This window comes from Pedobacter sp. KBS0701 (assembly GCF_005938645.2).
Taxonomy (GTDB): Bacteria; Bacteroidota; Bacteroidia; order Sphingobacteriales; family Sphingobacteriaceae; genus Pedobacter.
This window is the reverse complement of the sequence record NZ_CP042171.1, coordinates 3682548-3696642: the sequence shown is the minus strand read 5'-3', so window position 1 is coordinate 3696642 and position 14095 is coordinate 3682548. Positions and strand designations below refer to the sequence as shown.

The window sequence follows — 14095 nt, the reverse complement described above, 5'->3', positions numbered from 1 at the left end:
CGAAGGGCTCTTTCTTTTTGGCATCAAAAAGAAACAAAAACTGCCGGCTTAAAATTTATTCATTTGTTGTTAATAACTTTCAGCTGCATTCATGAGGGCTTCGCCGTTTTCTTTCGAAGCTAGTAGGTTGGCTTAAGCAGTGCAACCCGAAAAATTTGTTAGGCCGGATTTAAGTAGAACGGGGATGTTGTGCTATGGCCTAACTGGATGGAAACGCAAAAGCAGTTAAAATGCTGATTAATAATTATTTTTAAAATAACGTCAATGGAAGAAGTTAGGGTTTTTCAAATACATCGGAGGGTTGATGACAGATATACAAGGCCGTCATTTCTCCATTTCGCTGCGCTTCAGTCGAAATGACTATCTGATTATACCTGTTATTCCAAATACTTTGTTTTTTGAAAACAGACCTTAGGCAATGAAGATTTCACTAAACAGCCCATAAAAAAATGCCTCCCGATTTCGGAAGGCATTTTTTTGTTTCATTAAGACTTTCGAGGTTTCTCTATCCTAAAACGAATAAGTCAAACCACCGAAAATATTAAATCCGTTTACCTGATAGTATAAATATCTGCTATAGTTTTTATTTAAGATGTTGTTTGCTTTTGCAAAAACAGAAAACTTATTGTTGATCCTGTAATCTGCACCTAGCCCTAAATCTACATAACCTTTAACGGTTTCAATAAGTTCTATTCCTGTGTTAGGGATTACATATTGCGAAGCAGGAACAGGAGCACCGGTGTATACTTTAGCTTTTACATCATCCTGGATCACCACACTTGCATTAAAGCTTAATTTTTTGTTATAGGTATACATAAAGTTCGAGCTCACTTTCAAACCTGGTTTAAACCAGGAGTAAGTTTCAGAAGCAGGTTTCCAATCGTCTAGATTTAATTTACCTGTCCATTTTAAAGCATCACTTACCTGAACAGAAATTTCGCCTTCTAAACCCGTTAATTTCGTTTTGCCGAAATCGTAGATAACATCAAACTTGTTAAAGTCGGTAAAGTTATTTACGAACAAAGGCATATCATCAAACTGTTTTACATAAATACGGGCTTTGTAACCAAAACCTGGTCCGCCGGTACCCTTAACACCTGCACTAAAACTTAATTTTTCTACGGTGTTTTTCACTAAGATATTGCTGTTTAGCCAAGGGTTTTCATCGGTAAAACCTTTTAAAGAGTTTCTGTTTACGTCACCCTTAACTTCACCAAAAACCTGCAGATAATCAGGAATCAGCGTGAAATCGGCAGTAACTGCAGGAAATATTTTAGAACTGCTGTAGGCGCCAAATTCCTGTACAAAATTAACTCCAGCAGTAATTTTTGCACCTTTAACCTGTAAACGGATGTAGGGGTTTAAACGCAACAGGTTATTGCCAACGCTGGTTAAAGCATCTTTGGTGTTTCCAAATTCTGTTGATGCAGCTAAACCAAGGTTTAAAGAATTGATACGCTTGTTTACATAACCGTTTAAACTCAGGTAATTTTCTTTGGCGCTAAATTTATCGTTCCAGATATAGCCATTGGCTTTTAAGGCATAACTAAAAGCATCTTCATCTTCGGTAAAGTTTTTTACTAACTCACCTTCCAGTTCAATGGTAGTTAAAGCCTGCTTATCCGGATTAGGATTTAGCGTTGGTCTGGTATCATCTATACCGTAAAAATAAGTGCCGTTACGCTCAAAATTAATGCGTCCACTTACGGTATTTTCATCTAAAATACTGCGACCAAAAACACTTAACTGTTGGTTGCTGCTATTCTGTTTGTTTAACTTCCCTTCCTGACTAAAGTGTTTAAAATAACCACCAACCTGTAAACCTTCATCTTTACCGGTGTTAAAATAAGCTTCGCCCAAAAGGGTACTCAACGAACCAAACGCACCTTTTACGTAATTGTTAACCAAAATACTCGCTTTTTCTTCGGCAAGTGCCTGTGCCTGCAGCTTTTGGATGTCACTATTTATATCCAGCTTTCTATCTAAAATGCTGTAGTTTAATTTTGCCTTATACGTTTTAACGTCGTCCAAATTCGGGCTTCTTCTCAACTTTACTGCTTCGGCCAAAATTGGCTTATATGGGCGCACTACTTCAATCTCTTCGTTTACCACCCCTTTTTCCTCAGTCTTTTTATCCTGCGCCTGAGCAGTCATTAATCCAGCAGCTAAAAAAAACAGTGAACTATATATATATTTAATCGATTTCATAATGCTACTTCTTCTGGTTTAGTTTTTCTAGTTTTTCTTTGGCTGTAGGAATGATATCATCCTTGCCTTCGTAATTATCAATTATACTGAGAAGTGTACTTTTTGCCTGTAAATTGTCTTTTAGTGCCACATAATTATCAGATAAAAGGATAAATGCTTTCGCTACCCAATAATCGTAAGCGGCCATGTTGTTGATCAGATCAAAACAGGTTTTAGATGAAGTCTTGAAATCACCTTTGTTGTATTCTAATAAAGCTAAATTGTATTTTGCTTCGGCAGCAGCAATGGTTTTTGTTTTAGCCACAACATTTTTAAATTCTTTTATAGCTGTGGTCGTATCGCCTTTTAACAAGTAAGCTTTACCAGAATATAAGCTGGAACTATTTTTCTCTTCTTCCGAAGCTTTTTCCGATTCTTTGGTCAGCTGAGCATACTTAAGCATGTCATCAGGCATATTTAAAGCGGTGTAAGCCTTTAATAAATTGTTGATGGCAAAACTATAGTGCGATTTGTAATCGGTTGTAGTTTCTAATCTTTTCAGGTAAACAATCGCTTCGTTGTATTTCTTCTGATTTAAGAAGAGTTGAGAGATGCTCACTAACGAACGTTCGGTATAATCGCTCGTCCAGTCGTTTAAGATAAATTCGTAATCAGGAATAGCTTCATCCGGACGGCCCAGTTTCACCAACGACTCTGCCCTGATAAATTTAGCTTCTTTTTCATGGTTCGCCTTAGGAAATTTATCGAAATAAGCATTTACTGCCAGGAATGCACCATTAGCATCTCCTTTTAGATAGGTATTATTGACTGCGGCAAAAACGATATTATCCTGTTCTGAACCAGAGTAATTTCCAAGTGGGGTAGTAGCAGCATAAGTAATAAAACCATTCGCGTCGCCACGGTCTACATAAATATTTTTGATCGATTCCATCGCCTGTTTAGCTTCATCGGCAGTTGGGTAATCGCGGACTACTTTTTTGAACGATTCTAAAGCGGCATCATCCTGATCTTGATTGTACTGAACCAAGCCGATGGTAACCAGGGCTTTAGCTACATAGCTGCTGCGTGGGTACTTGGCCACCAGTGCCACAAGATCTGATTTGGATTTATCAAAATCGCCTTTGTTGAAATAGGTATAGGCGGTTTCGAAGCCTGCATCATCAGCATAGTTTGAGTTTGGAAAATTATTTAACAAGCTTTGCATCGTTGCAATTTTCGCATCATACTGCGTTTCCAACCCCTGGATCATTCCTTTTTGGAAAGTGGCATAATCTTCAGAAGTGGTTTTACGGCTAATGATTTTGTTATAATTGACCATTGCATCGCCATAATTCTTATTTACGAAATACGAATCGGCTAAACGAATGGTCGCATCATCAATGGTTTTTTGGTCTTTATCATTACCGGCCAGGAACTTTTCGAAGTAATTAGCCGCTTTGCTGTATTTCTCATCTTCGAAGGCTGCATAAGCCAACGCATAATTCGCAAAATTGTAAACGCCTGTTTTATCCGCATCCGGCATCTTCAAAAATTTCTCGAAAGTGCTAACTGCTTCGCCATACTTACGCAGTTCGTACATCGATTCCGCTTTCCAGTAAGTGTTCAACGCATTGATCTCATTATCTTCCGGGAACTTTTCAGAACGCAAAAACATCGATAATGCATTTGGGAAAGCCCTTTCATTATAAAATTCTAAACCACGGAAATAGGTTACCTTTTGATAAGCTTCTTTGGCTTCAAGGTTTTTATCCGGAATTGGCTCCAGAATATCTACAGCTGCCTGGTAGTTTTTGGTGGTTAATAAAACCTCACCCAATAAAGTTTTCGCCTCGTTTATTTTGCGCGATTTTGGGAAAGTTTTTAAAAAACCTTGTGTAGCCTCTAAAGCTTGCTGGTGGAATTCCAATTCGTAACTTAATTTGGCATAGTTTAACCAGGCTTCTTCCTGTATACCCTTATCAAAACTTAAACGCGAAGCCCTGAAAAAGGCACTCTGTGCTTTCTGCTTGTTGCCCAACTGGATAAATGCTTTACCCAGCGTATGCATACCATTTTGTAGGTAAACATCATCCGTATTCAGTTTTTCTAAAACGGCAACAGACTCTTTGTATTTTTTATTCTGAAACAAAGAATATCCGTATTGGTAAATGAAGAGATTGTTTTTGGTTTCGCTTTTATCTTTTGCATAATATTCGGCGAAATACTTTTCAGCATTTTTAAATTCTGATTTTGCAAAGTATGATGCCGCAACTAAACTTAACATTTCTGGTTCAAACTGCTGTTTGGTTTTTTGAATGGCTGCCAAAGCATAGCTGATTACATCATCGTAACGCTCATCAAGGTAATACATCGAAGTGATGTAGTAGGGATAACTCGCCTCATAAGTAGGGGAACCCTTTAACTTTTCGAAGTTGGCCAGTGCCGTTTTATATTCTTTATTTAAGTAATTGATGTAAGCAAAGTAGTAGGTAGCACTTTCCTGAAAATCGCCTTCTTCTTTTTTAACTTTTTCAAATAAAGGTTCTGCTTTATCGTAGTCTTTAAGTTCAAAATACGCGTAACCCTGCTTAAACTGGTATTCGTTTCTTTGCTTGCCCGAAAGTGTAGAAGGATCTGTTTTTTCGAACCATTCTAAAGCTTTTTTATAGTTTTTCTGGTTGAAATAAGTTTTCCCAACGTAGAAATAAGCCAGTTTGGTGTTCGGGTTTAGCGGATAATCGCGGATAAAAGCCTGAAACAAACTTTCGGCATCGCTATTGGTTAACTCTAGCGCACAAACGGCGGCATAAAATTTTGCATTCTCTTTCAGTAAAGACAATTCGGCATTGCTCTCTGTTTGGGTAGAAGGTTTATAACGTTGCAGCTCAACAAGTTTAAACTGTTGGGCAGCTGCAGTGTATTTTTCTTTGTCTAATAATTCTAAGCCCGTTTGATAGTTTTTGTTGAGGTTTTGCACGGCGCTAACTTGGGCGTAGGTGCTAAAACTTCCAGCTAAAAGTAGCGGAATTAGTAAGTATTTTTTCTGCATTGGTTTCAAATATGGTTGGTACTAAATTATAAATAGTATCAAAGCTTATCAACAGAAGTAATTAACATCTGTTAATAACACAAACTAACGATAGGATTTTTGGTTTGGTATCAGGGTGTAAACGAATGTGGAAAAAACGAGCGTGGTTAACTGTATTGTTGCAACTGTTAAATTGTTTAGGATTGTTACATTGCCAACTGCCACTATAAAATCTTGAAGTACATCAAGCCATCAACCAATGCAGCTGATGGATTTGGACTGAGAACTCCAATCTCCCAACTCCAAACTAATCTAACCCTGACTTGCCAACAGATACAGCACAGCCATTCTCACAGCCACTCCGTTTTCTACCTGTTCTAAAATAATCGATTGTTTGCTGTCGGCCACGTCGCTGGTAATCTCTACACCTCTGTTTATCGGGCCCGGGTGCATTACGATGATTTCTTTATCGAGGTTATCCAAAATCTGTTTGTTTAAGCCGTACATCATGGCATATTCCCTTAACGATGGGAAATATTTAATGTCTTGACGCTCCAGTTGTATACGCAGCATATTTGCTACATCACACCAGTTTAAAGCTTTAATTAAATTATGCTCAACCTTTACACCCAATTGATGGATGTGTTTGGGAATTAAGGTTGTAGGACCGCAAACCATTACTTCAGCACCTAAACGCTGCAGGCAAAGAATGTTTGAGATAGCTACACGAGAATGCAGGATGTCACCCACAATTACTACTTTTTTACCAGCTACATCGCCCAGTTTCTGGCGGATGGAAAAAGCATCAAGTAAGGCTTGTGTTGGGTGTTCATGTGCACCGTCGCCCGCATTTACAATCTGTGCTTTTACATGTTTACTTAAAAACTGACCTGCGCCGGCATAAGGATGACGCATTACCACCATATCAACTTTCATTGATAAGATGTTATTTACCGTATCGATGAGGGTTTCGCCTTTGCTCACCGACGATGACGAAGCGGCAAAATTAACCACATCAGCCGAAAGTCTCTTTTCTGCAAGTTCGAATGAAAGTTTGGTGCGGGTAGAGTTTTCGAAAAAGATATTGGCAATCGTAATGTCACGAAGTGAAGGAACCCTTTTTATCGGTCTGTTAATCACTTCCTTGAAATTATCTGCAGTTTCGAAAATCAATTCGATATCATTCCGGTTAATATCTTTAATGCCTAAAAGATGTCGGGTTGATAGTTTTTCTGCTGCCATTTTTATTTATTATTTTCGGATATTAAAATCACTTTATCTTCACTACCTTCGCTCGCCCAGGTTACTTTTACCTGTTGTGAGTTTAAGCTATCTACCTGATGTCCAATATAATCAGGTTCTATAGGTAAATGCCTGCTAAACCTGCGGTCTATTAAAACCAAAAGCTCCACTTTCTCTGGTCGGCCATAAGCGAGCAAGGCATCAAGCGCTGCCCTGATGGTTCTGCCGGTCCAAAGTACATCATCAATTAAGATTACTTTTTTGCCTTCGATAATAAAATCGATTGAGTTGCTACTCGCGGTAACCAATCCGTCTTTACGGCGGAAATCATCTCTAAAAAAAGTAATATCCAGGTTTCCTTTTAGAATTTTCTTGTTTTTAAGGATAAGCTGAAGATCCTGATGAATGCGATCTGCTAAAAAAATACCCCTCGGCTGGATGCCAATTAAAACAGTATTTGCGAAATCGTCGTGGTTTTCAATTAATTGATGGCAGAGCCTCTTAATTGTAATCTGAATTTTTTGTCCGTCAAGAAGTGTTTTCTTTTGCATTGAAGAAGGATTGGGCAAATATATAAAAATGTTTTAAGGTAAGAAAGTTGAAGATCGATTGTTTTAGCTTTTCATGGCTAAATTGTTCTCTATCAAAATATAAAAACGTAAAATTATTTTTTTATAGGGTTTGAAGACTAAAGTACAAATACAGAAGTAGAAGATTTCTATTAGGGATTATGTTTTTTAAGATAGGTATTTTTGCTCTGGATTAATATTTTGAGAAAGCAATGGCTGTTTTTGCTTTAAAAAGTTTATTTTTATATTCTATGATCCAGCAACCAATAATCTTCTTTGATGGCGTTTGTAACCTCTGTAATTCATCTGTGCAGTTTGTTATTGAACATGATAAAAAGGATCAATTCAAATTTACTGCTCTACAAGGTGATTACGCCAAAGAAATGCTGCCAAAATTTAATGCGGATCCAGAAAAATTAAATACCATCTTATTGCTGGAGGATGGAAAACTCTATACCAAATCTTCAGCGGCACTAAGGGTGGCCCGAAAACTCAATGGATCAATTCCGCTTCTTTATACATTTCTCATTATTCCCAAGTTTATACGTGACTGGGTTTACGATATAATTGCTAAAAACCGTTACAAATGGTGGGGAAAGCAGGAGAGTTGTTGGTTGCCGACACCCGAATTGAAAAGTAAGTTTATTGCTTAGTTTTGTTCACCATTTTTCTTTCTACCCGGCGACCAAAGCCAAAGAGTTAAAATAATTAAAGGTATTGTAATGCTTAAAGCAATTACAATCATGATGGCTTTTTGCTTAACCATGTCTGCTTCATTAGAAGTAAATACGTAGACCGTTTCTTTAATGGCAAATAAGGTGATGATGGTAGAAAGAACGGCAAATAGTTTACGCATGGTTTAATTTTTAATGCAAAGATTGCATAAATTTTTAAAATTACACATGCTTTTTATTAGCGTAGTCTCAAAGCCTTTTAAATAAAAAATATTAGAAATAAGGTGAAATGTAGATGATATATCACAGAGGTCGTCATTTATAGAATATATAAACAAAAAAAGCCAGCTGAATTTCTCCGAACTGGCTTCTGTTTAAACCAAATAAACAACAGTTACTCCGCCGTTTTAATTGGAGTTAAATCTTTTAATTCTTCTTCAGAGAATAGGCGGTAATGGATCTTAAAGGTTTTTTGAAGTGGGGTTTCTAACGAAAAACCACCTACACCAAATCCATCCAGCACATCCAAAGTAAAGTGTGAGAATTTCCAATACTCGAACAGGTCTCTGTCTACCCAAAACTCGCAAGCTTCTATTTCACCTAAACAAACATCGCGCATCCGCAGGTAGTAGCCTCCTTTTTCGAAGCATTGTGGCTGTGTACCTTCACAACATCCACCAGCCTGGTAAAACATCAGTTCTCCATGCTTTTCTTTGAGTATCGCAATCAGCTCTTTTGCTTTTTCTGTACTGTCTATTCGCTTGATCATGATCTTGTTTTTTAGGTTTGAATTAATCATTAGAAGGAAGCTATATTGTAGTATTAATTAGATTCGAATTGTCGCGTTAAGCTTGTCGAAACGCTTTGCCAATACTGATTTAACTCATTCCTTCGACAGGGCTCAGGATGACAATTCTATTTATGATTCAACCTTTTTTCAAGCTAACTAAAAGAAACCTAATTTATTTTTATCGTAAGAAATCAGCATATTTTTGGTCTGGCGATAATGGCCTAACATCATTTTGTGGTTTTCTCTGCCCACTCCCGATTGCTTGTAGCCACCAAAAGGAGCACCTGCAGGATAAGCGTGATATTGATTTACCCAAACACGACCTGCCTGAATGGCTCTCGGTACCTGATAAAGTTCATGCGCATCGCGCGTCCAAACACCGGCACCTAAACCATACAAAGTGTCGTTTGCAATTTCAATGGCTTCTTCTACTGTTTTAAAGGTAGTAACGGCCAATACCGGACCGAAAATTTCCTCCTGGAAAATCCTCATTTTGTTATGGCCCTTAAAGATGGTCGGTTTGATGTAATAACCGCCACCCAATTCGCCAGGGAGCTCGTTTACCTCTCCACCAGTTAATACTTCTGCACCTTCTTCTTTACCTAATTTAATGTATTGCGCAATTTTTTCGTATTGGATTTTCGAAGCTTGCGCACCCATCATTACCGTTTTATCCAAAGGACTACCGATTTTTATCGCTTCTGTTCTCTCGATTACTTTGGCAATAAATTTTTCGTAAATATCTTCCTGTATCAATAAACGCGATGGGCAGGTACAAATTTCGCCCTGGTTTAAAGCAAACATTACCGCACCTTCTACCGCTTTATCTAAAAAGGCATCATCTTCTGCCATTACCGAACTGAAGAAAATGTTAGGCGATTTTCCGCCTAGTTCCAGTGTAACCGGGATGATATTTTCAGTTGCATATTGCATGACCAATCTGCCCGTTGGGGTAGAGCCTGTAAATGCTGCTTTCGAAATTTTAGGATTAGTCACTAAGGCACGTCCAAGTTCAGCGCCAAAACCATTTACCACATTTATTACTCCCGGAGGCAATAAATCGCCGATTAATTCCATTAAAACCATAATGGAAACTGGTGTACTCTCTGCCGGTTTTAACACCACACAGTTTCCCGCTGCAAGGGCAGGGGCAAGTTTCCAGATGCCCATTAACAGTGGAAAATTCCAAGGAATAATTTGCGCCACCACACCAATCGGCTCATGTACGATTAATGAAACAGTATGTTGATCAAGTTCTGAAAGTGAACCTTCTTCGGCACGGATTACTCCTGCGAAATACCTGAAATGGTCTACGCCTAAGGGTAAATCGGCAGCTAAGGTTTCCCTAATTGCTTTTCCGTTATCTACAGTTTCAACAGTTGCCAGGTATTCGAGGTTATCTTCCATCCGCTGTGCAATCTTGTTCAAAATGATGCTTCTTTCGGTTGAAGAGGTTTTGCTCCAGGTTTTAAATGCCTCATGTGCGGCATCAACCGCTAATTCTAAATCTTCCTTTGTGGATTGTGCTGCTTTAGTAAAAACTTTACCATCTATCGGCGATATGTTATCGAAGTAAGCACCTTTTACAGGGGCTACAAATTTCCCCCCAATGTAATTATCGTAATGGCTTTTGAATGAGGGTTTTTCAATTAAATTTTCCATAATTATTATTGATTATTAAATTTTAAAAATCATTTTGAGCGGAGTTTTTTAAGATTTTTAATGGGATGGCTCATCATGATTTTTACGATTTTAAGATTTGGTTAATACAAACCTAATGGCAAAGCCTATGGAACAGATAGTACAATCGAATCAATTGATAGCATTATTATTTCAGGCTATGTAACCAAATTGAAACCATAATGATCTTTAGTAGTCAGCAAATGGAGATTAGGTCATGTCATACAAGTAACAGGCATTTATCCATTCGATATAACTAGCTGAAATCATTATATTTGAGTTTATTAAATAGGTCTGACCAAATCTTTTCGGTTTATGCAACATACATTAAATCAGGTAAATCTCAGTGCATCGGAAACCTTGCAAACTTTGGTAGAGAACAGAACCTCTTATACCTTAGAGCGTTGCGAATTGAATGTTTTCGAAACCTATACCGAATCGTATAAAGTTCCGCTTACTTTTAATGATTTTGTGATTACGAGCATGCTGAGGGGCAAAAAGGTAATGCATTTGTTTGATAAGAAAGGTTTTGATTATTTTCCTGGCCAAACCGTTATTGTTCCGCCCGCCGTTACCATGGAAATTGATTTTCCGGAAGCTTCGAATCTTAATCCCACCCAGTGTATCGCTCTGGCTATAGATCAGGAGCAGATCCAAAAAACAATTTCTTATTTGAACGAGTTTTTCCCGAAAGAAGGCAGCAATGAGAAATGGCTGCTAAACTACGATGAGTATCATTTTTATAACAATGAGGAGATTGCCTATCTTATCAATAAGGTAATCAGGATCTGCTCTGAACGGACAAAAGAAAAAGATGTATTGGCCGATTTGACTTTAAAAGAACTGCTGGTGCGCATTATGCAGACCCAAAATCTTAAAACGATTAGCGATGAAGGTTATAACCTCAATCAAAACCCATTGGCTTTTGTACTGAATTACATTAAATCTAACCTTAACGAGAAGATCAGTATTAACAGTTTGAGCGATAAGGCCTGTATGAGCAAGGCAACCTTTTATAGGTTGTTTAAGCGCGAACTGGGTATTAGTCCTAACGATTTTATCCTGGCAGAAAAAATTAACAAAGCCAAGACCTTACTTACCCAGCCTGGGGCAAAAGTGGCTTCGATAAGTTATGAACTTGGTTTTAACGATGCCAATTATTTTATCAGGGCATTTAAAAAGATTGTAGGCATTACACCGGGTACTTATCAGATGCAGGTGGCAAAACAGATTATCCACTAATTTTCTAAATATCTTTTCGAATAGGTAATTCCCATTAAATCATAACGTTTGAACTGTGTCTTCAAGCGCTTTTGAAAATCAGGGTAATTGCGTTTTTCTTTCGGACTCCATAAAATTTCGCTTAAGGCATCTAATCTTGGGAAAAGCTGATATTGTACTTTTGCCGGATTGGTAATGTATTCACTCCACAAACAAGCTTGTCCGCCCCAAATGTACTTTGCCTGTTCGGCAGAGAGTTCGGCTGGTATGGGTTCATAATTGTAAACATCAATCAGTGGCGAAAACTTATTCGCAGTTAAGCTGTCTTCTTTTACAAATTGGGCGTGGTTAAAATACATTTTAATTTCAGGCGTCATAATTACTTTATGGCGCTGTTTGGCGGCTTCAATACCACCTTTTTCGCCCTGCCAGCTCATTACCACCGCATTTGGTGCCAGACCTCCCTGTAAAATCTCGTTCCAGCCAATAATGGTTTTGCCTTTACTGTTTACAAATTTCTCCATCCTGCGGATAAAATAACTTTGTAGTTCACTTTCGTTCTTCAATCCATTGGCTTTCATAATCTGTTGTGAAACTGCGGATTGTTTCCACCATATTTTCGAAGCTTCATCACCACCAATATGGATGTATGGCGATGGAAATAGGTCCATTACTTCTGTTAAAACATTTTCTAAAAACTTAAATGTGGTATCAGAAGCCTGTAATACATTATTGTATTTGTTCATCATGCCCCAAGTCTGGGCAACTTCATATTTTTTATTGGGCTCGGTGCCTAATTCAGGGTAAGCAGCTAATAAGGCCATGCTGTGCGCAGGCATTTCAATTTCTGGAATAATGGTAATGTAACGTTTGGCGGCATAATCAACTACCTCTTTAATCTGTTCTTGTGTGTAAAAGCCGCCATGTTTAATGCCATCTGTTTGGAGTACAGCATCTTTTGGCGTAATCTTTACTTCTGTTGGCAATACCTGATATTTAATGTTTTCATTGCCTTTTCCCGGCCATAAACCAATAATACTTCCATTTCTCCAGGCACCGATTTCAGTCAGTTTTGGATATTTTTTAATCTCGATTCTCCAGCCATGATCATCGGTTAAATGCCAATGAAAATAATTCATTTTATGCAGCACTAAGTAGTCGATGTACTGTTTTACAAAGGCTACATCAAAAAAATGGCGGCTTACATCGAGGTGCATGCCTCGGTAATCGAAACGGGGATGATCTATAATTGAAACCGATTTTATACTTAACTTTTCTGCCTTTGAGGTAGGTAAAAGTTGTATTAATGATTGTATACCATAAAATACCCCGGGTTTTGAGGTGCCGATAATAGAAACTCCATCATCTAAAGTATTTAGAAAATAAGCATCATCAAATTCACTGACACGTGTATTTAAAATTAAGCTAATGAAATTTTTGGTGGGGGTAACGCTTGTTATGTTTAGCTTCAGATTATAATACTGTTGAACATAATTAATTAGAAAATTAGCTGAACTCAATAATGACGAATCAACTACAACAATTTGCGTTTTTGTATCTATTGTAAATGATTTTTTATTTTCTTCTATTTTAATATAAGCTGGCTGCGGAATAATATTAATTTCTTGTGCCGAAAGTTTAACGCAAAAACAAACCATTGCTATTAAAAAAATACTTCTCATTAGTTCTTATTTGCTGGTATTTAAAACTTCAATTGCTTTACTCATGTATAACTGATTTGTTTCTGCTTGTTTACCAGATGTTTCTATTTTAAAATCAGGACTAAGCCCTTCCCCAATTTTAGTATATTCTTTTTGGTTTCTATCTACTGTATTTCCGATGGTAAGTACTAAAAATGCACCATCGCTTAATTTATACTCCTGATTCCCTGAAGTTAATCCTTGAGTGTTTTCTCCAATGAATTTCACGTTTTTTTGTCCGGCAAATGAGATGGCCGCAAACTCGCCTGAACTTCCTGTTTTCTTGTTGATGAGGATCACCAGGGGTTTAGTTACTGTATTAACGCCTTTGTTTTTAAGGTTAAATTGATGAGCAAGGTTTTTCCCTTCGTAAAATTTGCCGTTTTTGTAAGAGAAATATGTAATTTCTCCTTTAGCATCTTTAGTTGCAATTACCTTTTGATCATTTAAAAGCGGGGAAATAGCGGCATACATGGGGTAAAACATTCCGCCAATATTATCCCTCAAATCTAGTATCCAGCCTTTAGGATTGTGTTTTTGAAGTTCGGTTAATCGCCTATAGAAGGTATCTACATATTCATTCCAGTCATCAAAATTATAACTTCCAATTTCTGGTAAAGTAACGTAAGCATATTTGTTTTCTAAAAAGTCACCCTTAATAACAGGAAATTCCTGTCCAGTTGCTCTGTAACCGAGCAAATATTCTTTTACAATTTCCGGAGCATAAAACCTTGAGTGCGCATCTTCTAGCCCTTTAAGGGCATCGGTAATAATAGGATACGTATCTCTTATGGTTTTGCAGGTAGCAGCCGATTTTATAGAGGAATTATATAGTGAATCCCAGTTGACTTTGCCCTTATTAACCGATTTTGCTTTCATCATATCCAGTGCAGATATTAAGTATTTTTTAACGCTATCCGCTTGACTATATGCCGTATTGGCAATGGAGACGAAACAAAAAATGATTATAATACTTATTTTATACATATTAAGAGGGATTTAAT

At 37.5% G+C, this 14095-nt stretch carries 11 protein-coding genes; 2 read left to right on the top strand and 9 right to left on the bottom strand.

Annotated elements, in window-relative coordinates:
- Nucleotides 1-510 precede the first annotated feature (510 nt).
- The 4 genes from FFJ24_RS14910 to pyrR all read right to left on the bottom strand — a co-directional run bounded on the left by FFJ24_RS14910 (nt 511) and on the right by pyrR (nt 7008).
- Complete coding sequence (locus FFJ24_RS14910) at nt 511-2208, bottom strand: TonB-dependent receptor (RefSeq protein ID WP_138817986.1); 1698 nt, start codon at nt 2206-2208, stop codon at nt 511-513.
- A 4-nt stretch (nt 2209-2212) separates the two neighbouring features.
- Nucleotides 2213-5236 (bottom strand): tetratricopeptide repeat protein, encoded by a 3024-nt coding sequence (locus FFJ24_RS14905; RefSeq protein WP_138817985.1) that lies wholly within the window; start codon nt 5234-5236, stop codon nt 2213-2215.
- A 291-nt stretch (nt 5237-5527) separates the two neighbouring features.
- Nucleotides 5528-6457: an aspartate carbamoyltransferase catalytic subunit gene (locus FFJ24_RS14900; protein ID WP_186828754.1), complete on the bottom strand. Its 930-nt coding sequence runs from the start codon at nt 6455-6457 to the stop codon at nt 5528-5530.
- 2 nt (nt 6458-6459) lie between these two features.
- Nucleotides 6460-7008: a bifunctional pyr operon transcriptional regulator/uracil phosphoribosyltransferase PyrR gene (gene pyrR, locus FFJ24_RS14895; protein ID WP_138817984.1), complete on the bottom strand. Its 549-nt coding sequence runs from the start codon at nt 7006-7008 to the stop codon at nt 6460-6462.
- Nucleotides 7009-7238: 230 nt separating this feature from the next.
- Between pyrR and FFJ24_RS14890 the strand changes: the two genes are divergently transcribed.
- Nucleotides 7239-7679, top strand: a complete 441-nt coding sequence (locus tag FFJ24_RS14890) for a thiol-disulfide oxidoreductase DCC family protein (protein ID WP_246862622.1) — start codon at nt 7239-7241, stop codon at nt 7677-7679.
- Here the strand turns inward: FFJ24_RS14890 and FFJ24_RS14885 are convergent.
- From FFJ24_RS14885 to FFJ24_RS14875, 3 genes are all read right to left on the bottom strand, one after another.
- The gene (locus tag FFJ24_RS14885; RefSeq protein ID WP_138817983.1) at nt 7676-7882 is read right to left on the bottom strand and encodes a hypothetical protein; all 207 of its coding nucleotides are present in this window, start codon (nt 7880-7882) and stop codon (nt 7676-7678) included. The genes FFJ24_RS14890 and FFJ24_RS14885 overlap by 4 nt on opposite strands.
- Before the next feature lie 212 nt (nt 7883-8094).
- Entirely contained in the window at nt 8095-8469 is a 375-nt protein-coding gene (locus FFJ24_RS14880; protein WP_138817982.1) for a DUF779 domain-containing protein, read from the bottom strand.
- Nucleotides 8470-8646: 177 nt separating this feature from the next.
- Nucleotides 8647-10152 (bottom strand): aldehyde dehydrogenase family protein, encoded by a 1506-nt coding sequence (locus FFJ24_RS14875; protein ID WP_138817981.1) that lies wholly within the window; start codon nt 10150-10152, stop codon nt 8647-8649.
- 333 nt (nt 10153-10485) lie between these two features.
- Between FFJ24_RS14875 and FFJ24_RS14870 the strand changes: the two genes are divergently transcribed.
- Complete coding sequence (locus tag FFJ24_RS14870) at nt 10486-11412, top strand: AraC family transcriptional regulator (RefSeq protein WP_138817980.1); 927 nt, start codon at nt 10486-10488, stop codon at nt 11410-11412.
- Here FFJ24_RS14870 and FFJ24_RS14865 read toward each other — a convergent pair.
- Nucleotides 11409-13073, bottom strand: a complete 1665-nt coding sequence (locus FFJ24_RS14865; protein WP_138817979.1) for a beta-N-acetylhexosaminidase — start codon at nt 13071-13073, stop codon at nt 11409-11411. The genes FFJ24_RS14870 and FFJ24_RS14865 overlap by 4 nt on opposite strands.
- 6 nt (nt 13074-13079) lie before the next feature.
- Entirely contained in the window at nt 13080-13973 is an 894-nt protein-coding gene (locus FFJ24_RS14860; RefSeq protein ID WP_168202483.1) for a S41 family peptidase, read from the bottom strand.
- Between the last annotated feature and the right edge of the window lie 122 nt (nt 13974-14095).

What these genes read in the sequence shown, in the direction of transcription:
- FFJ24_RS14910 (WP_138817986.1), bottom strand. Translation starts at nt 2,208, where the DNA reads ATGAAATCGATTAAATATATATATAGTTCACTGTTTTTTTTAGCTGCT.
- FFJ24_RS14905 (WP_138817985.1), bottom strand. Translation starts at nt 5,236, where the DNA reads ATGCAGAAAAAATACTTACTAATTCCGCTACTTTTAGCTGGAAGTTTT.
- FFJ24_RS14900 (WP_186828754.1), bottom strand. Translation starts at nt 6,457, where the DNA reads ATGGCAGCAGAAAAACTATCAACCCGACATCTTTTAGGCATTAAAGAT.
- pyrR (WP_138817984.1), bottom strand. Translation starts at nt 7,008, where the DNA reads ATGCAAAAGAAAACACTTCTTGACGGACAAAAAATTCAGATTACAATT.
- FFJ24_RS14890 (WP_246862622.1), top strand. Translation starts at nt 7,239, where the DNA reads ATGGCTGTTTTTGCTTTAAAAAGTTTATTTTTATATTCTATGATCCAG.
- FFJ24_RS14885 (WP_138817983.1), bottom strand. Translation starts at nt 7,882, where the DNA reads ATGCGTAAACTATTTGCCGTTCTTTCTACCATCATCACCTTATTTGCC.
- FFJ24_RS14880 (WP_138817982.1), bottom strand. Translation starts at nt 8,469, where the DNA reads ATGATCAAGCGAATAGACAGTACAGAAAAAGCAAAAGAGCTGATTGCG.
- FFJ24_RS14875 (WP_138817981.1), bottom strand. Translation starts at nt 10,152, where the DNA reads ATGGAAAATTTAATTGAAAAACCCTCATTCAAAAGCCATTACGATAAT.
- FFJ24_RS14870 (WP_138817980.1), top strand. Translation starts at nt 10,486, where the DNA reads ATGCAACATACATTAAATCAGGTAAATCTCAGTGCATCGGAAACCTTG.
- FFJ24_RS14865 (WP_138817979.1), bottom strand. Translation starts at nt 13,073, where the DNA reads ATGAGAAGTATTTTTTTAATAGCAATGGTTTGTTTTTGCGTTAAACTT.
- FFJ24_RS14860 (WP_168202483.1), bottom strand. Translation starts at nt 13,973, where the DNA reads ATGATGAAAGCAAAATCGGTTAATAAGGGCAAAGTCAACTGGGATTCA.